Source organism: Lelliottia nimipressuralis, assembly GCF_004402045.1.
GTDB classification, from domain to species: domain Bacteria; phylum Pseudomonadota; class Gammaproteobacteria; order Enterobacterales; family Enterobacteriaceae; genus Enterobacter; species Enterobacter chinensis.
The window spans coordinates 1-21,887 of sequence record NZ_SOMG01000019.1; the positions used below are offsets into that span (position 1 = coordinate 1).

At 53.3% G+C, this 21,887-nt stretch carries 18 protein-coding genes and 1 tRNA gene; 6 read left to right on the plus strand and 13 right to left on the minus strand.

The window, feature by feature from the left end; translation table 11 throughout:
- Positions 1-2: 2 nt before the first annotated feature.
- The 6 genes from E3U32_RS12725 to nagB form a co-directional block, all read right to left on the minus strand.
- Positions 3-76: transfer RNA gene (locus tag E3U32_RS12725), tRNA-Met, on the minus strand.
- A gap of 227 nt (positions 77-303) precedes the next feature.
- On the minus strand, positions 304-1,968 hold the full coding sequence (gene asnB / locus E3U32_RS12730; RefSeq protein WP_089598893.1) for an asparagine synthase B: 1,665 nt from the start codon (positions 1,966-1,968) through the stop codon (positions 304-306).
- A gap of 249 nt (positions 1,969-2,217) precedes the next feature.
- Positions 2,218-2,970, minus strand: a complete 753-nt coding sequence (nagD, locus tag E3U32_RS12735) for a ribonucleotide monophosphatase NagD (protein ID WP_008501057.1) — start codon at positions 2,968-2,970, stop codon at positions 2,218-2,220.
- 45 nt (positions 2,971-3,015) lie between these two features.
- Positions 3,016-4,236: a DNA-binding transcriptional regulator NagC gene (gene nagC, locus E3U32_RS12740; RefSeq protein WP_021242995.1), complete on the minus strand. Its 1,221-nt coding sequence runs from the start codon at positions 4,234-4,236 to the stop codon at positions 3,016-3,018.
- An 8-nt stretch (positions 4,237-4,244) separates the two neighbouring features.
- Complete coding sequence (gene nagA, locus E3U32_RS12745) at positions 4,245-5,393, minus strand: N-acetylglucosamine-6-phosphate deacetylase (RefSeq protein WP_134349086.1); 1,149 nt, start codon at positions 5,391-5,393, stop codon at positions 4,245-4,247.
- 55 nt (positions 5,394-5,448) lie between these two features.
- Complete coding sequence (gene nagB, locus E3U32_RS12750) at positions 5,449-6,249, minus strand: glucosamine-6-phosphate deaminase (RefSeq protein WP_023310765.1); 801 nt, start codon at positions 6,247-6,249, stop codon at positions 5,449-5,451.
- Positions 6,250-6,577: 328 nt separating this feature from the next.
- On the opposite strand from nagB, the gene nagE reads away from it, so the two are divergent.
- From nagE to chiQ, 4 genes are all read left to right on the plus strand, one after another.
- Positions 6,578-8,599 (plus strand): N-acetylglucosamine-specific PTS transporter subunit IIBC, encoded by a 2,022-nt coding sequence (nagE, locus tag E3U32_RS12755; RefSeq protein ID WP_134349087.1) that lies wholly within the window; start codon positions 6,578-6,580, stop codon positions 8,597-8,599.
- 169 nt (positions 8,600-8,768) lie between these two features.
- Positions 8,769-10,436 carry a glutamine--tRNA ligase gene (glnS, locus tag E3U32_RS12760; RefSeq protein WP_134349088.1) on the plus strand — a complete coding sequence of 556 codons (1,668 nt, stop codon included), beginning with the start codon at positions 8,769-8,771 and terminating at the stop codon, positions 10,434-10,436.
- A 447-nt stretch (positions 10,437-10,883) separates the two neighbouring features.
- On the plus strand, positions 10,884-12,281 hold the full coding sequence (gene chiP, locus E3U32_RS12765) for a chitoporin ChiP (RefSeq protein WP_134349089.1): 1,398 nt from the start codon (positions 10,884-10,886) through the stop codon (positions 12,279-12,281).
- A gap of 47 nt (positions 12,282-12,328) precedes the next feature.
- Complete coding sequence (chiQ, locus tag E3U32_RS12770; RefSeq protein ID WP_134349110.1) at positions 12,329-12,658, plus strand: ChiQ/YbfN family lipoprotein; 330 nt, start codon at positions 12,329-12,331, stop codon at positions 12,656-12,658.
- Between the two features lie 96 nt (positions 12,659-12,754).
- Here chiQ and fur read toward each other — a convergent pair whose 3' ends face one another.
- From fur to ybfF, 4 genes are all read right to left on the minus strand, one after another.
- Positions 12,755-13,201, minus strand: a complete 447-nt coding sequence (gene fur / locus E3U32_RS12775) for a ferric iron uptake transcriptional regulator (protein WP_023310771.1) — start codon at positions 13,199-13,201, stop codon at positions 12,755-12,757.
- Between the two features lie 290 nt (positions 13,202-13,491).
- The gene (gene fldA / locus E3U32_RS12780; RefSeq protein WP_008501067.1) at positions 13,492-14,022 is read right to left on the minus strand and encodes a flavodoxin FldA; all 531 of its coding nucleotides are present in this window, start codon (positions 14,020-14,022) and stop codon (positions 13,492-13,494) included.
- Between the two features lie 155 nt (positions 14,023-14,177).
- Entirely contained in the window at positions 14,178-14,465 is a 288-nt protein-coding gene (gene ybfE / locus E3U32_RS12785) for a LexA regulated protein (protein WP_023334913.1), read from the minus strand.
- A 128-nt stretch (positions 14,466-14,593) separates the two neighbouring features.
- Positions 14,594-15,367, minus strand: a complete 774-nt coding sequence (gene ybfF, locus E3U32_RS12790; protein WP_134349090.1) for an esterase — start codon at positions 15,365-15,367, stop codon at positions 14,594-14,596.
- A gap of 183 nt (positions 15,368-15,550) precedes the next feature.
- On the opposite strand from ybfF, the gene seqA reads away from it, so the two are divergent.
- Together seqA and pgm are read left to right on the plus strand one after the other, a co-directional pair.
- Complete coding sequence (gene seqA, locus E3U32_RS12795) at positions 15,551-16,099, plus strand: replication initiation negative regulator SeqA (protein WP_008501070.1); 549 nt, start codon at positions 15,551-15,553, stop codon at positions 16,097-16,099.
- A 24-nt stretch (positions 16,100-16,123) separates the two neighbouring features.
- A complete protein-coding gene (pgm, locus tag E3U32_RS12800) occupies positions 16,124-17,764 on the plus strand; it encodes a phosphoglucomutase (alpha-D-glucose-1,6-bisphosphate-dependent) (RefSeq protein WP_134349091.1) in 1,641 nt (546 codons plus the stop codon).
- 90 nt (positions 17,765-17,854) lie between these two features.
- Here the strand turns inward: pgm and potE are convergent, their stop codons facing one another.
- From potE to speFL, 3 genes are all read right to left on the minus strand, one after another.
- Positions 17,855-19,168: a putrescine-ornithine antiporter gene (gene potE, locus E3U32_RS12805; RefSeq protein WP_134349092.1), complete on the minus strand. Its 1,314-nt coding sequence runs from the start codon at positions 19,166-19,168 to the stop codon at positions 17,855-17,857.
- A complete protein-coding gene (gene speF, locus E3U32_RS12810) occupies positions 19,165-21,363 on the minus strand; it encodes an ornithine decarboxylase SpeF (protein WP_134349093.1) in 2,199 nt (732 codons plus the stop codon). Before speF ends, potE begins: the two co-directional genes overlap by 4 nt.
- 254 nt (positions 21,364-21,617) lie before the next feature.
- Positions 21,618-21,722, minus strand: coding sequence for a leader peptide SpeFL (gene speFL / locus E3U32_RS12815; RefSeq protein WP_003858645.1), 105 nt, complete (start codon positions 21,720-21,722; stop codon positions 21,618-21,620).
- Positions 21,723-21,887 lie beyond the last annotated feature (165 nt).

The following is a 21,887-nucleotide window of genomic DNA, read 5'->3' on the forward strand; positions in this document are numbered from 1 at the left end:
GGTGGCTACGACGGGATTCGAACCTGTGACCCCATCATTATGAGTGATGTGCTCTAACCAACTGAGCTACGTAGCCATCTTTTTTCGCGTTACCTTATCGGCGTTGCGGGGCGCATTATGCGTATAGACCCTTGCAGCGTCAATACCTTTTTCAACGAAAATAGCCGGAATGTGACTGTTTGGTTAGGTTGCGAACAGCGTGGCCGAATATTCGGCAATTATTGGTTATTAATCGGTTTTAAGCGGTGAAATGTGAGGCAAAAAAAATCAGGCCCCTGAGGGACCTGATCGCGATCTGAGTGATTATTTGTAGGCTGACTGGTGCACGCCTACCGCGCGTCCTGATGGGTCGTTCATGGATTTGAACGATTCATCCCATTCAATCGCTTTGGCAGAAGAGCAGGCGACGGATGGGCCACCTGGTACGCACTCCGCAGCACTTGGAACCGGGAACAGCTCTTCAAAAATTTCACGGTACAGATAAGCCTCTTTCGAGCCTGGCGTGTTATACGGGAAGCGGAAGCTTGCGGTTTCCAGCTGTTGGTCTGAAACCTGTTTCGCCGCGACCTCTTTCAGGGTGTCAATCCAGCTATACCCTACGCCATCAGAGAACTGCTCTTTCTGACGCCACGCAACGCTTGCCGGCAGGTAGGATTCAAAACATTCACGCAGGATATGTTTTTCCATTTTACCGTTGCCGCACATTTTATCCTGCGGGTTGATGCGCATCGCCACGTCGAGGAATTTCTTATCCAGGAACGGCACGCGCGCTTCCACGCCCCAGGCGGACATCGCTTTGTTGGCACGCGCGCAGTCGAACATATGCAGTGCCTGCAGTTTACGCACCGTCTCTTCGTGCAATTCTTTGGCGTTCGGCGCTTTGTGGAAGTACAGGTAGCCGCCAAACACTTCGTCTGAGCCTTCGCCGGAGAGCACCATCTTGATGCCCATCGCTTTGATCTTACGCGACATCAGGTACATCGGCGTCGAGGCGCGGATTGTCGTTACGTCATAGGTTTCGATGTGATAGATCACATCGCGGATCGCATCCAGGCCTTCCTGCACGGTGAAGTGAATTTCATGGTGCACGGTCCCAAGGTGGTTTGCCACTTCCTGCGCGGCTTTCAGGTCAGGCGCCCCTTCCAGGCCAACGGCAAAGGAGTGCAGCTGTGGCCACCAGGCTTCCGAGCGCTCCTGATCTTCCACGCGGCGCGCGGCGAATTTCTTAGTGATCGCGGAGATCACGGAGGAGTCCAGACCGCCGGAGAGCAGCACGCCGTATGGCACGTCAGACATCAGGTGGCTTTTCACGGAATCTTCCAGTGCCTGACGCAGCTCGGTTTTGTCCGTGACGTTGTCTTTTACCGCGTCGTAGTCGAACCAGTCACGCTGATAATACTGGCGGATCTCGCCGTCTTTGCTCCACAGGTAGCTGCCCGCCGGGAACTCTTTAATGGTACGACAAACCGGCACCAGGGCTTTCATTTCAGACGCAACATAGAAGTTGCCGTGTTCATCGTGGCCCATGTACAGCGGGATAATACCGATATGGTCACGGCCAATCAGGTAAGCGTCTTTTTCGCTGTCGTACAGGGCGAACGCGAACATGCCCTGCAGGTCGTCCAGGAACTCGGGGCCTTTCTCCTGATACAGCGCCAGGATGACTTCACAGTCAGAACCGGTCTGGAACGCATAGCGGTCGCCGTACTCGGCGCGCAGCGCCTGGTGGTTGTAGATCTCACCGTTGACAGCCAGCGCGTGCGTTTTTTTCTCGTTATACAGCGGCTGTGCGCCTGCGTTGACGTCAACAATAGACAGACGTTCGTGGGCCAGAATCGCTTTGTCGCTGGCGTAAACGCCGGACCAGTCCGGGCCGCGATGGCGCATCAGGCGGGACAGTTCGAGTGCCTTTTTACGCAGTTCGCCCGCGTCAGTTTTAATATCCAGTACGCCAAAAATTGAACACATAACCTTCTCCGTTAACCCTGTTGCTTTGTAATGTTGCTTGCTTATGAAAATGCCGCAAAGGGGCAGGGGGCGCAAGCGTTTTACGGGTGAAAACGGAAATAGTGCAATGGTGGTTGCCGATCAGTGAAAAACACGTATGTCATAAGCGCATTCATTGATGATTATGCAATGAAAGTGCTTTTTTGTTAGATAGGATTGTATTCTGCAAGTGTGAAAATAAAAAAACCACGCCTGAGGCGTGGTTCGGTATCAGATGATGTCAATTTCATCGACGGAGGGGTAGATCCAGCTTGGCCGGAACGGCATTGAGTCAATGTCATCAAGCTGAGAGACGCCGGAGAGCACCAGAATCGTTTCCAGACCCGCCTGGAAACCGGCCAGAATATCAGTGCGCAGATTGTCGCCGACAATAACGGTTTCTTCAGAGTGGGCCTGCATCTTGTTGAGTGCGGCACGGATGATCCACGGGCTTGGCTTGCCGACATAGAATGGCTTGCGCCCGGAGATCTTCTCAATACCGGCGCACAGAGCACCACAGGCGGGATAAAAACCACGGCCATGAGTATCCGGATTGGTGGCAATAAAGCGCGCGCCGTTAGCCACAAAGAAGGATGCCTTATGCATCATCTCCCAGTTATAGGAGCGCGTTTCACCCACAATCACAAAGTCCGGGTTGACATCGGTAATGGTAAAACCCGCTTTATACAGCTCGTGGATCAGCGCACCTTCACCGACCACGTAGGCTTTTTTTCCTTCCTGACGTTTCAGAAAATCCGCCGTGGCCATCGCCGAGGTATAAAACACGCTGTCCGGGACGTCGACGCCCGCCGTCGCAAAACGGTTTGCCAGATCCTGACCGGTCTGAGAAGGGTAGTTCGTGAGAAGAACCAGAGGCATTCCTTTGTCGATGATGCGGTGAAGAAACTCCGCAGCACCCGGCACGGCAACGTTGTCGTGCATCAGCACGCCGTCGATATCACAAATTACATTCTTAATGGTCATGGACAGTCCGACATCAAAAAAAGAAGGCGTTACTATAAGGTTCGATCAACTTTCCAGCAAATGCTGCAGCAGAATTCCGTTGAGCATGGCGCGTTTGACCAGCGCGAACGCGCCAATCGCCGAGCGATGGTCAAGTTTTGAACGAACCACCGGGAGGTTCTGACGGAATGCTTTCAGCGCCTGGGTGTTAATACAACCTTCAATGGCGGGGAGCAGTACCTTTTCCGCCTCCACAATTTCGCCTGCGATCACCACTTTTTGTGGGTTAAACAGGTTAATGGCAATGGCGATGGTTTTCCCCAGATGGCGTCCCACCTGCTCGATCACTTCACAGGCCAGCGCGTCGCCTTTATTGGCGGCTTTGCAGATGGTGCCTATCTTGCAATCATCCAGCGTGACGCGGCTTTGATAACCCTGTTCAAGGAGATGGCGAACGCGCTGCTCAATGGCCGTGTTGGCGGCAATGGTTTCAAGGCAACCGAAGTTTCCGCAGTGGCAGCGTTCCCCAAGAGGTTCAACCTGAATGTGGCCGATCTCACCGACGTTGCCGTTGCGGCCAATAAAAATTCGGCCGTTAGAGATAATGCCGGCGCCCGTACCGCGGTGAACGCGCACCAGAATAGAGTCTTCGCAGTCCTGGCTCGCACCAAAATAGTGCTCTGCCAGCGCCAGAGAGCGAATGTCATGGCCCACAAAGCAGGTCACTTTGAAACGTTTTTCCAGCGCGTCGACCAGCCCCCAGTTTTCAACCTGAATGTGCGGCATATAGCGGATCACGCCGCTTTCCGGGTCGACCAGGCCGGGTAGAATCACGGAGATGGCGATGAGTTCACGGATTTTGCGCTGACAGCTTTCAATAAACTGCGCGATGGTATTCAGCAGCGCATGCTCCAGCGTCTCCTGGGTGCGCTCCGGAAGGGGATAGTGTTCTTCCGCAATGGCTTTGCTGCTCAAATCGTAGAGCGTGAGCGTGGTGTCATGACGACCCAGCCGGACGCCAATGGCCTGAAAATTGCGGGTTTCGGTGATAATGGAGATCGCGCGGCGACCCCCGGTGGAGGCCTGCTGATCGACTTCTTTGATCAGACCGCGCTCAATGAGCTGGCGGGTAATTTTTGTCACGCTGGCGGGAGCAAGCTGGCTTTGTTCGGCTATCTGAATACGTGAGATTGGACCGTGTTGGTCAATCAGGCGATATACCGCCGCACTGTTAAGTTGTTTAACGAGATCGACATTACCAATTTGAGCTTGTCCGCCAGGTGTCATACTTTTACTTACTCAGTGACGACCTCGTTACCATTAACGATGGTCTTAATAATTTTATAATCGTGTGTGAATGCCGTCAGGTTTGCAACCATACCTGGTGCAATTCCGCCGAGCTGTTTATCCACGCCCATTGCGCGAGCCGGATAAAGGGTGGCCATCCGCAGGACTTCATCAAGCGCAATCCCACAATGTTCAACCAGGTTCCGCACCCCTTCGATCATGGTCAAAGAGGAACCACTCAGCGTACCGTTTTCATCCACACACAGTCCATTGCGGTAGTATATTGTTTTACCGGCAAAAATGAACTGCTCAATATTTGCACCTGCCGGGGCGGTAGCATCCGTCACCAGACAGAGCTTGTCACCTTTCAGCCGCTTGGCATTACGAATGTTGGTGTAATCGACGTGTAAACCGTCCGCAATAATACCGCAGTAAACGTCTGGCTCATCCAGAATCGCACCGACCAGACCCGGTTCACGCCCCGTGATGTACGGCATGGCGTTGTAAAGGTGCGTTGCGAAGGTAATGCCCGCACGGAAACCGGCTTTTGCCTCTTTCAGCGTTGCGTTTGAGTGACCTGCTGAAACGATAATCCCGGCGGCAGCCAGTTTGCTGATGACCTCCGTGCCCGTCATTTCAGGCGCCAGCGTCACTTTGGTGATGACATCGGCGTTCGCGCACATGTAGTCAACCAGTTCCGCATCCGGTTTACGCACGTAATTAGGGTTATGTGTCCCTTTCTTGACCATATTCAGCCATGGCCCTTCAAGGTGCAGGCCCAGCGCCTGATTCGGGTATTTGGCCAGGTATTCACGCATCACGCGGATACCCTGTTTCATGAGATCATCACTGCTGGTAATGAGCGTTGGCAGATAGCTGGTGCAGCCTGATTTCTCGTTGGCTTTCTGCATGATCTCCAGCGTTTCGACCGTTACCGCATCGGCGGAGTCATTAAATTGCACACCGCCGCAGCCGTTCAGCTGTACGTCGATGAAACCGGGGGAGATTACTGCTCCATTGAGTGAGCGCTGTTCAATCTCCGGCGGCAGCTCTGCCAGCGGGCAAACACGTTCAATCAGGCCATTGGCGATAACAATCGCATGGTCATCCAGAATATCATGGCCGGTATAAATCCGACCGTGGGTTAAAGCGTACATAACGACCCCCGGTTAAAAAAAGCGGCCGCCTCTTGATGAAGAGGCGGTTATTCAATTACAGACCTTTGATGTTCTCAGCTTCTAACTCATTGAAGTATTTCAGCGTTTTTACTTTCAACTCCATCGTGGACGGCTCGTCACAGACGATGACCGACTTAGGATGCAGCTGCAGGCAGCTGATGGTCCACATATGGTTCACGTTGCCTTCAACGGCAGCCTGCAGCGCCTGCGCTTTCACGCCGCCCAGGACCAGAATCATCACTTCTTCGGCATCCAGCAGGGTGCCCACGCCTACGGTCAGGGCGTATTTTGGAACCTGGTTAACGTCACCGTCAAAGAAACGGGAGTTTGCCACGCGCGTGTCATGGGTCAGCGTTTTAATACGCGTACGGGAAGCCAAAGATGACGCCGGTTCGTTAAACGCGATATGACCGTCATTGCCTACGCCACCCATGAACAGGTGGATTTTACCGTAGGAACGGATTTTTTCTTCATACTGACGGCATTCTGCGTCAATATCCGGCGCGTTTCCATTCAGCAGGTTAATATTTTCAGATGGAATATCAACGTGATCAAAGAAATTGCGGTGCATAAAGCTATGGTAGCTTTCCGGATGGTCTTTCGGTAAGCCGACGTATTCGTCCATATTGAAGGTCACAACATGTTTGAAGCTAACCTGGCCTGCTTTGTGCATCTCCACCAGTGCTTTATACGCGGTCAGCGGTGTGCCACCCGTTGGAAGGCCAAGTACAAAAGGACGATCGGCGGTCGGTTTAAACGCGTTAATGCGGTTAACGATATGGCGAGCGGCCCATTTACCGACTTGTTCAGCAGTTGCCAGGGGAATCAGTCTCATTGTTCACCTCAAGAGTTAAAGTAGAAGAGTGGGCGGATGGCTATCGGAACCTGAAACTTAAGCGTAACCTGGAACCTTTCAGGCCGGATCAATCCGTCTTGATTTTTCGAATGATAAAATAAGTTTTCGTTGTTAGCCAGTGAAAGGGAGGGTAATAAACGATATTTGGTGACAAAAATCACAAAAAGTACGCTTTTAATTTGCGATACGAATTAATTTTTCACACACTCACAATGCCAGTGAATCATCAACTGTATATATAGTTCGTGACACAATAAAAAACAGAGCTGAGAACATGCCTTAAACGGGGTCTCATAGGGGGAAGAAAGTGAGTATTCTAGGTTATTTACAAAAGGTTGGTCGCGCACTTATGGTGCCGGTCGCCACGCTGCCTGCCGCAGCCATCCTGATGGGTGTCGGCTACTGGATCGACCCCAACGGCTGGGGTAACACCAGCGCGCTGGCGGCGTTCTTTATCAAGTCCGGCTCCGCCATTATCGACAACATGTCCGTGTTGTTTGCGATTGGTGTGGCTTACGGTATGTCCAAAGACAAAGACGGTGCCGCTGCGCTGACCGGTTTTGTCGGTTTCCTCGTGTTAACCACTCTCTGCTCACCTGCAGCGGTGGCCATGATCCAAAAAATCCCGGCGGACCAGGTTCCGGCGGCATTCAGTAAAATCAGCAACCAGTTTGTCGGTATCCTCGTCGGTATTATCTCTGCGGAACTGTACAACCGCTTCAGCAGCGTTGAGCTGCCAAAAGCGCTGTCGTTCTTCAGCGGCCGTCGTCTGGTGCCTATCCTGACGTCCTTCGTGATGATCGTTGTTGCGTTCATCATGATGTACGTCTGGCCGATGATCTTCGACGGTCTGGTTAACTTCGGTGAGCATATTCAGAAGCTGGGCTCCGTCGGTGCGGGCGTGTACGCGTTCTTCAACCGTCTGCTGATCCCGGTTGGTCTGCACCACGCGCTGAACTCCGTGTTCTGGTTCGACGTTGCGGGTATTAACGATATTCCTAACTTCCTGGGTGGCGCACAGTCCATCGAAGCAGGTAAAGCGGTTGTCGGTATTACCGGTCGTTACCAGGCAGGCTTCTTCCCAATCATGATGTTTGGTCTTCCGGGTGCTGCGCTGGCTATCTACCACTGCGCGCGTCCAGAGAACAAAGCGAAAGTGCTGGGTATTATGATGGCGGGCGCGTTTGCGGCCTTCTTCACCGGTATCACCGAGCCGCTGGAATTCTCCTTCATGTTCGTGGCACCTGTGCTGTATGTGATCCACGCTGTGCTGACCGGTATCTCCGTATTTATCGCGGCAAGCATGCACTGGATTGCGGGCTTTGGCTTCAGTGCGGGTCTGGTGGATATGGTGCTTTCTTCCCGTAACCCGCTGGCAACCCACTGGTGGATGCTGATCCCACAAGGTCTGGTGTTCTTCGCGATCTACTACATGGTGTTCCGTTTCACTATCACCAAATTCAACCTGATGACCCCGGGTCGTGAACTGGCCGTGGCCGGTAGCGAAGCAGATGGTCAGGATGTGAACGTGAGCGGTGCTCAGGATCAGGACGTATCAGGTCTGGCGCGTCAGTACATTGCCGCTGTCGGTGGTTCTGACAACCTGACCGGCATTGATGCCTGTATCACCCGTCTGCGTCTGAACGTAAAAGATTCTTCTCTGGTGAACGAGGCGCTGGCAAAACGCCTGGGTGCGTCCGGTGTTATCCGCCTGAACAAAACCAGCGTGCAGATTATCGTCGGCTTCGTTGCTGAGAAAATTGCCAACGCAATGAAAACGACCGGCCCGGTCGCAGCCGCTGAAGCAAGCGCTGCTCCCGCTGCCGCCCCTGCAGCTGCGAAACCGCAGGCAGTACCTAACGCAAAAACAGTTGCCGCGCTGGTTTCACCCGTTACCGGTGAGGTCGTTGCGATTGAGCAAGTGCCTGATGAAGCGTTCGCCAGCAAAGCTGTAGGCGACGGTGTGGCGGTGAAACCAACGGATAAAACCGTTGTGTCTCCTGCTGCAGGTACCATCGTGAAAATCTTCAACACCAACCATGCGTTCTGCCTCGAAACCGAAAATGGCGCGGAGATCGTTGTCCACATGGGTATCGATACCGTTGCGCTGAATGGTCAGGGCTTTACTCGTCTGGTGGAAGAGGGCGCTGAAGTGGTGGCCGGTCAGCCGATTCTGGAAATGGATCTGGACTTCCTGAACGCCAACGCGCGCTCCATGATAAGCCCGGTTGTTTGCAGCAACATCGATGACTTCAGTGGCCTGGTCATTCAGGCGAAAGGTCAGGTTGTTGCGGGTCAAACGCCGCTGTATGAGATTAAAGGCAAGTAATCGCTCCTGAGTAGAGTCATGCCTTAAGCGGCGGGGGATATCCTCCGCCGCTTTTTTTTGCAGCAAACGCCCCCATTATTTTCTTCAGAGCCGTTTTAAGGGTTGTCACTACGTCCGGCTTATAAGATCATATGCCGTTATACGTTGTTTACGCTTTGAGGAATCCACGATGAGTGAGGCAGAAGCCCGCCCGAGTAACTTTATTCGTCAGATCATCGATGAAGATCTGGCCAGTGGTAAGCACACCACAATTCATACCCGCTTCCCGCCGGAGCCGAACGGCTACCTGCATATCGGGCATGCAAAATCTATCTGCCTGAACTTTGGCATTGCCCAGGACTATCAGGGACAGTGCAACCTGCGTTTCGATGACACCAATCCAGTAAAAGAAGACATCGAATACGTTGAGTCCATTAAGAACGACGTGCAATGGCTGGGCTTCAACTGGTCTGGTGATATCTGCTACTCCTCTGACTATTTCGATCAGCTGTACGCCTATGCGGTAGAGCTTATCAACAAAGGTCTGGCGTATGTCGACGAGCTGTCTGCTGACGAAATCCGTGAATATCGCGGTACGCTGACTGCGCCAGGCAAAAACAGCCCGTTCCGCGATCGCAGCGTGGAAGAGAACCTGGCGCTGTTTGAAAAAATGCGTGCGGGTGGCTTTGAAGAAGGCAAAGCCTGCCTGCGTGCCAAAATCGATATGGCGTCTCCGTTCATCGTGATGCGCGATCCGGTGCTGTACCGTATAAAATTTGCTGAACACCACCAGACCGGTAACAAGTGGTGCATCTACCCGATGTACGATTTTACCCACTGCATCAGCGATGCGCTGGAAGGCATCACTCACTCGCTGTGTACGCTGGAGTTCCAGGACAACCGTCGTCTGTACGACTGGGTGCTGGATAACATCACCATTCCTGTGCATCCGCGCCAGTACGAGTTCTCTCGTCTGAATCTGGAATACACCGTGATGTCCAAGCGTAAACTGAACCTGCTGGTCACCGACAAGCACGTTGAGGGCTGGGATGACCCACGTATGCCGACCATCTCTGGTCTGCGCCGTCGCGGTTATACCTCCGCGTCTATCCGCGAGTTCTGCAAACGTATCGGCGTCACCAAGCAGGACAACACCATTGAAATAGCTTCTCTGGAATCCTGCATTCGCGAAGACCTGAACGAAAACGCCCCGCGCGCGATGGCGGTCATCGACCCGGTGAAACTGGTTATCGAGAACTATCCGCAGGGTGAAAGCGAGCTGGTCTCCATGCCTAACCATCCGAGCAAACCGGAGATGGGAACCCGCGACGTGCCGTTCAGCGGTGAAATCTGGATCGATCGTGCTGACTTCCGCGAAGAAGCCAACAAGCAGTACAAGCGTCTGGTGTTGGGTAAAGAGGTGCGTCTGCGTAATGCCTACGTCATCAAAGCCGAGCGCGTAGAGAAAGATGCGGAAGGTAACATCACCACCATCTTCTGTTCTTATGACGCAGAAACGCTGAGTAAAGATCCGGCGGACGGTCGCAAGGTGAAAGGCGTTATTCATTGGGTGAGCGCATCCCACGCGCTGCCGGTAGAAATTCGTCTGTACGATCGTCTGTTCAGCGTGCCTAACCCGGGGGCTGCTGAAGACTTCCTGGCGACCATCAACCCGGAATCTCTGGTGATCAAGCAGGGTTATGCGGAGCCTTCCCTGAAAGCCGCTGAAGCGGGTAAGGCGTTCCAGTTCGAGCGTGAAGGTTACTTCTGCCTGGACAGCCGTTACAGCACGGCAGAAAAACCGGTATTTAACCGTACCGTGGGTCTGCGTGATACCTGGACCAAAATCGGCGAATAATAACGCTGCATTGGTCAATGAGAGACAAGCGCCGCTTATTGCGGCGTTTTTTTATTTAATGATCATATCGTTAAAGCAGGGGAGTAATAATATCGAGGAAAATATCAGGTCAATGTGGTGCTACTTATTTTTCTGAAAAAAAGTTTGTTTTTTATCATCAATTCGCCATTTGTAAAAAGTAACAGCAATTAACGATCTTACCCTCTAAAATTTAATGGCTTACCCCGCCAAACCTCGCTCTCCGGCAAATGTTACAAATCACTACCAATTATGTGCACTTCGTCATAATCCTGACTTTTGTCCGCTGAAAAGCATTGATAATTCGCGTCGCGAAAAATAACCTAAAGGCGGTAGTTAATTCGAGGGTATTTATAACTACCCCTGACCGTTTGGTCTTTTTTATTTTCGCCGTTTCAGGCGTTTTAATTCGTCAAAGAGGAATAATCTATGCGTACGTTCAGTGGCAAACGTAGTGCGCTGGCGCTGGCTATTGCCGGTGTGACAGCAATGTCGAGCCTGGTTATCACACCTGAAGCGAAAGCTGCGGGTTTCATCGATGATTCTACCCTCACGGGCGGTATTTATTACTGGCAGCGTGAGCGTGATCGTAAAGACGTTACCGAAGATAAATACAAAACCAACCTTTCTCACTCCACCTGGAACGCCAACCTGGACTTCCAGTCAGGCTATGCCGCGGATATGTTCGGTCTGGATATTGCTGCATTCACCGCGATTGAAATGGCGGAAAACGGCGACAGTGCCCACCCGAACGAAATTGCCTTCTCCTCCAGCAACAAAGCGTATAAAGAAGACTGGTCCGGGGATAAGAGCGGAATCAGTCTTTACAAGGCTGCTGCGAAATTTAAATACGGCCCGGTATGGGCGCGCGGTGGTTATATTCAGCCAACCGGCCAGACGCTGTTAGCACCGCACTGGAGCTTTATGCCGGGCACCTATCAGGGTGCAGAAGCCGGGGCTAACTTTGACTACGGTGATGCGGGTGCGTTGAGCTTCTCTTATATGTGGACCAACGAATACAAAGCACCGTGGCACATCGAAATGGACAAGTTCTACCAGAACGATAAGAAAACCAAAGTAGATTACCTGCACTCGCTGGGTGCGAAATACGACTTCAAAAACGATCTGGTGCTCGAAGCCGCATTTGGTCAGGCTGAAGGGTATATCGATCAGTATTTTGCGAAAGCGAGCTACAAATTCGATATCGTTGGGGGGCCGTTAAGCACCAGCTACCAGTTCTACGGTACGCGTGACAAGGTCAGTAATGGCGGCGTGAATGACATTTATGACGGTACCGCGTGGTTGCAGGCGCTGACCTTCGGCTACAAGGTCGGACAGGTTGATTTGCGCCTGGAAGGTACATGGGTGAAGGCGGAAGGGCAGCAGGGGTACTTCCTGCAGCGTATGACCCCGACCTATGCCTCTTCAAACGGTCGTCTTGATATCTGGTGGGATAACCGCTCGGACTTCAACGCCGACGGCGAGAAAGCGGTCTTCTTTGGCGCTATGTATGACCTCAAAAACTGGAATCTGCCTGGCTGGGCCGTTGGTGCTTCTTACGCTTACGCCTGGGATGCAAAACCTGCTGATATGGCAACCCCGGATGCCTACTACGATCCAAACTATCGCCTGAAAGAGTCCTCCTACAGCCTGGATGCTATCTATACCCTGCAGGATGGTCGCGCGAAAGGCACGATGTTCAAACTGCACTTCACCCAGTATGACAACCACTCCGATATCCCGAGCTATGCGGGCGGTTACGGCAACATCTTCCAGGATGAACGTGACGTGAAATTCATGGTTATCGCCCCATTCACCATCTTCTGATGAACGCACCGGCGGGCTGAGTCCCGCCGGTATGGAGACTGCATATGATGAAAAAAATCGTAATCGTCGCGTTGCTGGCATCAGGGCTGGTGGCGTGTGCTCAGACACAGGCGCCGAAAGAGGACACCCGTCTGAAGGAGGCCTATAGCGCGTGTATCAATACCGCTGAAGGCTCGCCGGAGAAGATTGAAGCCTGTCAGAGCGTGTTGAATGTGCTGAAAAAAGAGAAAGCGCATGAGCAGTTCGCGACGCAGGAAAATGTTCGCGTGATGGATTACCAGGCCTGTATCCAGGCGCGTAAAACCGGTAACGATCAGGAAGTGGCGAAGCGTTGCGACCAGATCTGGAAAGAGATTCGCAGCAATAACAGTCATTAACTCGCTGTTATCATGCCCGGTGGCGCTGCGCCACCGGGCTTTTTAACAGCAAAAAAAAAGCCAACCTCGCGGCTGGCTCAGAGTATAAACACTCACTTATTTCGCGTCGTGCGCGTGATCATCTTCGCGGCAGTCACCTTCAGCACAGTGACCGTAAAGGTACAGGCTGTGGTTGGTCAGGCGGATGCCATGACGCGCCGCGATTTCACGCTGGCGTGATTCAATCGAATCATCGCTAAATTCAATGACCTTGCCGCAATCGAGGCAGATCAGGTGATCGTGGTGCTGCTGCTGGGTCAGTTCGAAAACAGATTTACCGCCTTCGAAATTATGACGGGTAACAATGCCCGCGTCATCAAACTGGTTCAGCACGCGATAGACGGTAGCCAGCCCAATCTCTTCACCCATGTCGATAAGACGTTTATAAAGGTCTTCCGCACTGACATGGTGATTGTCTGGACCCTGAAGCACTTCAAGGATTTTTAACCGAGGAAGCGTAACTTTCAGGCCAGCCTTCTTTAATGCGGTATTGTTGTCAGTCATGCGGAATCTGTCCTGTTGCTAAACGATTCACTTCTGTAGGAAGTGACAGAAAATGCACCTGGGATATTGCGTCTCATTATAGAACTGCCATGGCTAAATGAAAACTGCAAGTCTCAGGCAAAATATGCTTATAAAAACGTGGTATCACCAACAAACTTGCTCAATGGAAAACCACGTTTATCAGGGAGACATTGTACAGGTCTGGGCGAAAAAGTTAAAAGATTGTAGCGATTAATTTAATCGGTTTGACCTGGAGCACGGGCGCAACCGCCGTTGCGCCGCGATAAAAATCAGGCGTTAAGAATATCGTCCAGGTGCAGTTCTTCACGGATCTGCTTCACCCATTTCTCAACGCGCTCTGCCGTCAGCTCTGGCTGACGGTCTTCGTCAATGGCCAGACCCACGAAATGATCGTCATCAGCCAGGCCTTTAGACGCTTCGAAGTGGTAACCGGCGGTCGGCCAGTGGCCTACGATCACTGCGCCATTCGGCTCAATGATGTCGCGGATAGTTCCCAGTGCGTCACAGAAGTACTCGGCGTAGTCTTCCTGATCGCCACAGCCAAACAGGGCGACCAGCTTACCGTTGAAGTCGACTTCTTCCAGCGTCGGGAAGAAATCATCCCAGTCGCACTGGGCTTCACCGTAGTACCAGGTTGGAATACCCAGCAGAAGAATGTCATAGCCTTCGAGATCTTCTTTGCTGCTCTTGGCGATGTCATGCACATCAGCAACGTCTTTACCGAGCTGTTTTTGAATGTTTTTTGCGATATTTTCGGTATTGCCGGTATCACTGCCAAAGAAAATGCCGATGATTGCCATGAGTAAAATAACCTCTTGAAACTTAATAGTATGGTGGCGCAATTCGGCCACGGATAAGGGCAATAATAGCAGAACTGGCAACCCTGCGGAAACAGCTATCGCGCAGGACTGCACTCTGTGCTACATGAAAAGGGCGATAAAGGGGATTTTCAGACTTATGCCTGGCTGCGTAACGTCTCAAGCTGGGCGATCAACATCTCTTCAATGAGCTCGCTACGGCTGATGTTTCTCGCGTCAGCCAGCTCGTTAAGCGCATCGACGGCGTCAGCATTCAGCTTCAGTTCGACACGCTTAAGCCCACGATTTTTATCGCGTTTAAGCTGATTGCGTTTATTGATACGCAGCTGTTCATCGCGCGAAAGCGGATTCGTCTTGGGTCGTCCCGGTCGACGCTCATTCGCGAACAGATCTAGTGTCGTACGGTCCGTTTGTTCTTTGGCCATGATTCTGAGACTTCGGGGGAAACACGCCGCCCTGCTAATGCCCGGGCGATAAGCGCGCCATCATACATCAGCAAAAACGGCACGCCAACGACTGGAAGCCCGCAGCCTTCCAGTCGCTCTCTTTTTAATCAATTTGCAGTATCAGCGAGATAGCGGCGAATGGCGCGCAACACGGCGTCAGGTTTTTCTGCGTGAACCCAGTGCCCGGCCCCGGCAATGACATGGGCACGCGCCTGAGGGAATTGTGCCAGCAAGGTGTCGCGGTACGCGTCGGTAACGTAAGGAGAGTTACCGCCACGAATGAAGAGGGTAGGGTGTGGCCAGGCAGGTACCGTTTCCCAGCCCACAATGTTGTTGTATTGCTCCCAGAGCACCGGCACGTTGAAACGCCATTGCCCGTCAACAAAGGATTTCAGCAGGAACTGCACGACGCCTTCTTCTTCAAGATGGTCACGCATGACCGCAGCCGCCTGTTGGCGTGTTGCGACACCCGCTTCAGTGACCGCATTGATGGCGGCAAAAATCTCGTCGTGACGGCGAACGTCGTAGTCCACGGGCGCGACATCAATCACCACCAGGCCGTTAATGCGCTCCGGCGCCAGCGCCGTCAGGGCCATCACCGCTTTGCCGCCCATTGAATGCCCGATGAGCGTCACTTTTTGCAGGCCGTTGGCGTCCAGCGTATCCAGCAGATCCTGTGCCATCACGGCATAGGTCATCTCGTCTGAACGTCCGGAAAGACCGTGATTGCGCATATCGACCTGTAAAATATCGTGGTCGGTAACCAGATCGCGCGCCAGCACGCCCAGGTTATCCAGGCTGCCAAAAAGCCCGTGAACCAGTACGATGGGAGAATTATTGTTCGGCGATTGTGCAGTTTGCGCTCGGGTATTCAATTTCATGGCAAAGTTCTTTTTTTACGTATGTCAGGTTAGGGTATCATGTTGACCATTCTGCCGCCCGGCTGCAAGGTTCCAGTTTAATCTGACTTTTGCCGCCAACCTGGTTTGACGCTATCCGCTGTTGGGATTTGACCTTATAATCCCAATGACTTGTATTCAGATAAGATATCGCACTGGATTAAGATGAAAACAATCGAAGTTGATGACGAACTCTATCAGTATATTGCCAGCCAGACGCGGCATATCGGGGAGAGCGCGTCCGACATTTTACGGCGCATGCTTAAAATTTCCGCCGCTTCACAGCCTGCTACCCCAGTCACCAAAGATGTCGTGTCTCAGCCGAGCGTTGTTGCACAGGCAAAACCTGCCGTGACGCCGGCAAAAGATAAAGTGCGCGCGATGCGCGAGCTGCTGCTGTCCGATGAATATGCGGAGCAGAAAAAGGCGGTTAACCGCTTTATGCTGGTGCTGTCTACACTTTATTCACTGGATAACAAAGCGTTTGCAGAAGCGACCGAGTCGCTGCACGGTCGTACTCGCGTCTATTTCGCGGGTGACGAGCAGACGCTGCTGCAAAATGGCAATCAAACCAAACCCAAACATGTTCCTGGCACCCCGTACTGGGTGATCACCAATACCAATACGGGCCGCAAGTGCAGCATGATTGAACATATCATGCAGTCCATGCAGTTCCCGGCGGAATTGATTGAAAAGGTTTGCGGTACAATTTAACCCTTGCATCAGAAGGACCCGGTAATGGCAAATCACAGCCGTGCAGGCCAACCTGCACAACAAAGCGATTTGATTAACGTCGCTCAGCTGACCGCGCAGTATTACGTGCTGAAACCGGTCGTGGGCAACGCAGAACACGCAGTGAAGTTTGGTACATCTGGTCACCGTGGGAGCGCGGCGCGCCACAGCTTTAACGAACCGCACATTCTGGCTATTGCTCAGGCCATTGCGGAAGAGCGCGCTAAAAATGGCGTTACCGGTCCGTGCTACGTGGGGAAAGACACCCATGCGCTGTCTGAACCGGCGTTCATTTCTGTTGTGGAAGTGCTGGCCGCAAACGGCGTTGATGTGATTGTTCAGGAGAACAACGGTTTCACCCCAACCCCTGCGGTGTCTAACGCAATCCTGGTGCACAATAAAAAAGGTGGCGCGCTGGCAGACGGGATCGTTATCACGCCATCCCATAACCCGCCGGAAGACGGTGGCATCAAATACAACCCACCTAACGGTGGCCCGGCAGACACTAACGTCACCAAAGTGGTGGAAGATCGTGCTAACGCCTTGCTGGCAGACGGTCTGAAAGGCGTGAAGCGCATCTCTCTGGATGCTGCCATGGCGTCTGGCCACGTCAAAGAGCAGGATCTGGTTCAGCCGTTCGTGGAAGGGCTGGCGGATATCGTCGATATGGCGGCGATCCAGAAAGCCGGCCTGAAGCTGGGTGTGGATCCGCTGGGCGGCTCCGGTATTGAATACTGGAAGCGTATCGCTGAGCATTACAAGCTGGACCTGACCATCGTGAACGATCACGTCGATCAGACCTTCCGCTTTATGCACCTTGATAAAGACGGCGCGATCCGTATGGACTGCTCCTCAGAGTGTGCCATGGCGGGCCTGCTGGCGCTGCGCGACAAATTCGACCTGGCGTTTGCTAACGACCCGGATTATGACCGTCATGGAATCGTCACCCCTGCCGGGCTGATGAACCCGAACCACTATCTGGCGGTCGCGATTAACTACCTGTTCCAGCATCGTCCGCAGTGGGGCAAAGAGGTTGCTGTCGGTAAGACGCTGGTCTCTTCAGCGATGATCGACCGCGTGGTCGAGGCGCTGGGCCGCAAGCTGGTGGAAGTGCCGGTGGGCTTCAAATGGTTCGTTGACGGTCTGCACGACGGCAGCTTCGGCTTCGGCGGTGAAGAGAGCGCGGGCGCGTCCTTCCTGCGCTTCGACGGCACGCCGTGGTCAACTGACAAAGACGGCATCATCATGTGCCTGCTGGCGGCGGAAATCACCGCGGTCACCGGTAAGAACCCGCAGGAACATTACAACGAGCTGGCCGCACGCTTCGGTGCGCCAAGCTATAACCGAATTCAGGCTAGCGCAACATCAGCCCAGAAAGCGGCACTGTCCAAACTCTCTCCAGAGATGGTCAGCGCAAGCACCCTGGCGGGCGACCCGATCACCGCGCGTCTGACGGCGGCACCGGGCAACGGCGCATCCATTGGTGGTCTGAAAGTGATGACCGACAACGGCTGGTTCGCCGCGCGTCCATCCGGTACGGAAGATGCGTATAAAATCTATTGCGAAAGTTTCTTAGGCGCTGAGCATCGTCAGCAGATTGAGAAAGAAGCGGTAGAGATTGTCAGCGAAGTGCTGAAAAACGCGTAAATGCGGTTTGTGTGCCGGGCGGCACTGCGTTTGCCCGGCCTACAACAGCGATCGTAGGCCCGGTAAGCGCTAGCGCCACCGGGCTTTTTTTTAACTATGCTTATTCTTCAATTCAAATCTCGGTGACACCAGACCGTACAGCGTCCAGCCCATAAAGGTCACCATCGCGCCATACAGCATCGCTTCCTGGCCGGATGAGTAAAGCGCGTAGAAGCTGTAAATCGCCCCTATCAGCGCCACGATATTCGCCGCACGCGCTTTGCCTGGATCCACCTTGGCCACCTTCTGAATAATCACCAGCGCTGCCATCGACAGAATATACGGAATGATATTCGTCACTACCGCCAGGTTGACCAGCACATTGAACTGGCTGTTCAGCGACGGGCTAATGGTCATCAGCGACAATCCACTCTGGAAGATGACAATCGCCAGCATGCCCTGTACTGGCGCATCGGCTTTGGTCACGCGGGAGAAGATTTTCGGGAAGTAACCTTCGTCAGCCGAAGATTTAAACACCTGCGCGATGGTGAACTGCCAGCCGAGGAGCGAACCGCAGCAGGACATGACCATCAGCCCCATGATTACTTTCCCGACTTCCGGGGTGAACATCTGGGCGAAGGCCAGCCCGAACGGTGCCGTGGAGTTAGCCAGATCCATGTTCGGTACGATACCGGCAATAACGTTAGTCGAGACGATATAGATCACCGCCGCCCCCAGCGTTCCGCCAAGAACGGCAATCGGGACGTTCTTTTCCGGGTTCTCTACCACTTCCGCATTCGCGCAGGCCGATTCCAGACCGAGGAAGGCCCACAGCGTCATGGCGATGGATGACCCGACAGCGGTAAAGAACGGCACATGGTGCGGGTTCCAGGAGTTCGCGTACAGGGTCGGGCTGAACCAGAACCAGCCGATGATGCACAGGCCGACAACCGGGATAATCACGCCCCAGACGGTGATGCTGCTGAGCTGTCCGGTGATGCGTGCGCCGCCAAAGTTGGCCACGGTGCAGAGCCACAGCACGCCGATGGTTGCCAGTCCAATTTGTACCGGGCTGAGCGTTGCGCCAAACAGCTCTGTACCGTAACCCACGGCGGAGATGGCAATCGCTACGTTAGCGATCAGCAGCGACACGCCGTAAGTATAGTTGGCCATAAAGTTGCCGGATTTGCCAAAGGCATATTCGGCATAGCCACCCATCCCGCCTGACTTACGGCTGAACATCCCGCACTTGGCAAATGCCCATGCCAGCGCCATTGAACCTACAGCGGTCACCATCCAGGAGATAATCGAAATGGTTCCTACTTCTGCAAGCTTGGTGGGCAGCATAATGATCCCGGAACCCATCATATTCACCATGGTGAGGATGGTCAGCTGCACCACGCCCATCTTATTGGACTTACTCATAATTTCTCTCCTTTCAGCAGCGCGGGCTGAGCGGCGGGTTGTTTGATGACATTGCAGCGAACCTGTTTGCGACCCTCACACTCTTCGACGTACACACCCTGCAGCTCCGGCGCAAAGCCCGGTAACAGGTTGATGCCTTCTTCCAGCGCGGCAAAGTAGCGCAGTACGGAACCGCCCCAGACTTCCCCCGGGACAACACACAACACCCCTGGCGGATAAGGAAGGGCGCCTTCGGCGGCGATACGGCCTTCCGCGTCGCGCAGGGACACGAGTTCAACCTCACCGCGCAGATAGGCGTAGTTCGCGTCCTGCGGGTTCATCATCACGCGTGGGAAGTGAGACTTGCGGAACATCTCTTTCTGTAACTGTTTCACGTTGTGGCGGGCGTACAGGTCATGCATTTCCTGGCAGATCTGGCGCAGGGTGTAATCCGCGTAACGCTCCGGATGTTGTTTGTAGAGAGAAGGCAGGACGTCTTTCAGCGGAACATCGCTCTCGAGCAGTTTTTCAAAGCGTACCAGCTGCGCCACCAGCTGCTGCAGTTTGCCCATATCTTCGGCAGGCGTGAGCAGGAACAGGATCGAGTTGAGATCGCATTTCTCCGGCACAATGCCATTTTCACGCAGGAAGTTGGCAAGGATGGTGGCGGGGACGCCGAAATCCTCATACTCGCCGGTGCGGGCGTTAATGCCCGGTGTGGTCAGCAGCAGTTTGCAAGGGTCGATAAAGTATTGATGCTCAGCATAACCCTCAAAAGCGTGCCAGTTTTCACCCGGGACGAAGTGGAAGAAGCGCAGGTCGGTCGCTATTTCTGCCGTCTCCCAGCTTTCCCACGGACGGCCATCCACCGTATCCGGCACGAAGGGGCGCAAATACTGGCAGCTCTGCAGGATAAGCTTGCGCGCTTCGATACCGTTCACCACGCAGTCCATCCACATGTTGCGTCCACTCTGACCTTCATGCATCCGGGCGTTGATATCCAGCGCGGCAAACAGCGGATAGAACGGGCTGGTGGAGGCGTGCATCATAAAGGCATTATTCAGCCGCTTGTGTGGGACATAGCGCTGTTGGCCTTTGATGTGGCTGTCTTTCTTGTGGATTTGCGAGGTCTGCGAGAAGCCCGCCTGCTGTTTATGCACGGACTGGGTGACCAGGATCCCCGGATCGTTTTCGTTCAGCTCCAGCAGCAGCGGAGAGCAGTCGGCCATCATCGGAATAAACTGCTCGTAACCTACCCAGGCCGAGTCAAACAGGATGTAGTCGCACAAGGGTCCAATCTTATCTACCACCTGACGGGCGTTATAGATGGTGCCATCGTAGGTCCCCAGCTGGATCACCGCCAGACGGAACGGGCGCGCATCGCGTGCACGGCCAGGTGCGACCTCTGTCACCAGCTCGCGCAGATAACGTTCTTCAAAGCAGTGCGCGTCAATGCCGCCAATAAAGCCATACGGGTTGCGCGCGGTTTCCAGATAGACCGGCGTAGCCCCTGCCTGGAGAAGAGCACCGTGATGGTTAGATTTGTGGTTGTTACGATCGAACAGGACCAGGTCGCCCGGCGTGAGCAGGGCGTTAAGCACCACTTTGTTGGATGACGAGGTGCCGTTCAGCACGAAGTAGGTCTTATCGGCGTTAAAGACTTTTGCCGCGTGTTGCTGCGCAATGCACGGCGCGCCTTCGTGGATCAGCAGATCGCCCATCGCCACGTCGGCGTTACACAGGTCGGAGCGGAAAAGCGTCTCACCAAAGAAATCGACAAACTGGTTACCGGCAGGATGACGGCGGAAGAACTGCCCACCCTGATGCCCCGGGCAGTCGAACGCGCTGTTGCCCTGCTTCACATAGTCGACCAGGGCGCGGAAAAACGGCGGACGCAGCTGGGTTTCATACTTCTGGGCTGCCGCTTCCAGCTGACGTCCATAAAAGTCGTTGCTGGTGTCTGAATACTCAAATACGCCGTGAATGCGTGATAAATAGTCTGCCGGAATGATCTCTTCTTTGTGCGTCGCAACAAAAACAGGAATACCAAAGCCGGTGGCTTCTATTTCTTCCAGGATGCCGCCGGTAATATCGCTGACCGCCAGAACAATGGCGGCAATATCAATATAATCCGAGGCCCGGACATCCACCAGTTCACGCTGGGTGGTAAAGCAATCCGGACATGCACGGCTGGCTGCGATTTTTAAACTTTTCATCTTTCTCTCTTTATTTTAGGTAATATGCGTCCCTCGATTTCTTGCAAGAAAGAAATCGATAATTTTCCGGAAAAAAAGCAAAGGGTGGCCGCTGATTAAAATCAGTAAATTGCTTTTTTGATGATTGAAATTCAGTCCGCCCGGTGCGGATGTGTCTGAATCAAGATGAATGAGCGCACGAGTTCACAGGCAATAGCCTGTAAAATAAGGTGTTTCAGGATGACCTGTAAGCGAGTGCGCCAGAAGTCGAGGGACTACCGGGCATTAAAGAGATGAAAGTCGAAGCAGTTTCGGTGGGCAAACATCATGATATGTGTTGTCCGCCTTATATGGGGCATTAAACGATTGTTGTTTTCCATGTTTCATTTTCCTTTCAGTAATTGAAAGCATGGTCATTTTATCCAGGAAAAGGTGATTAACCGTGAAGCAGATCACCGTTAACCGATCAAATCAGAAATAAATATTCGTTTTTGATGAATATCGCAGATCAAAATTCTGATTTGTTGGTGGTTGGTTAACGGGTT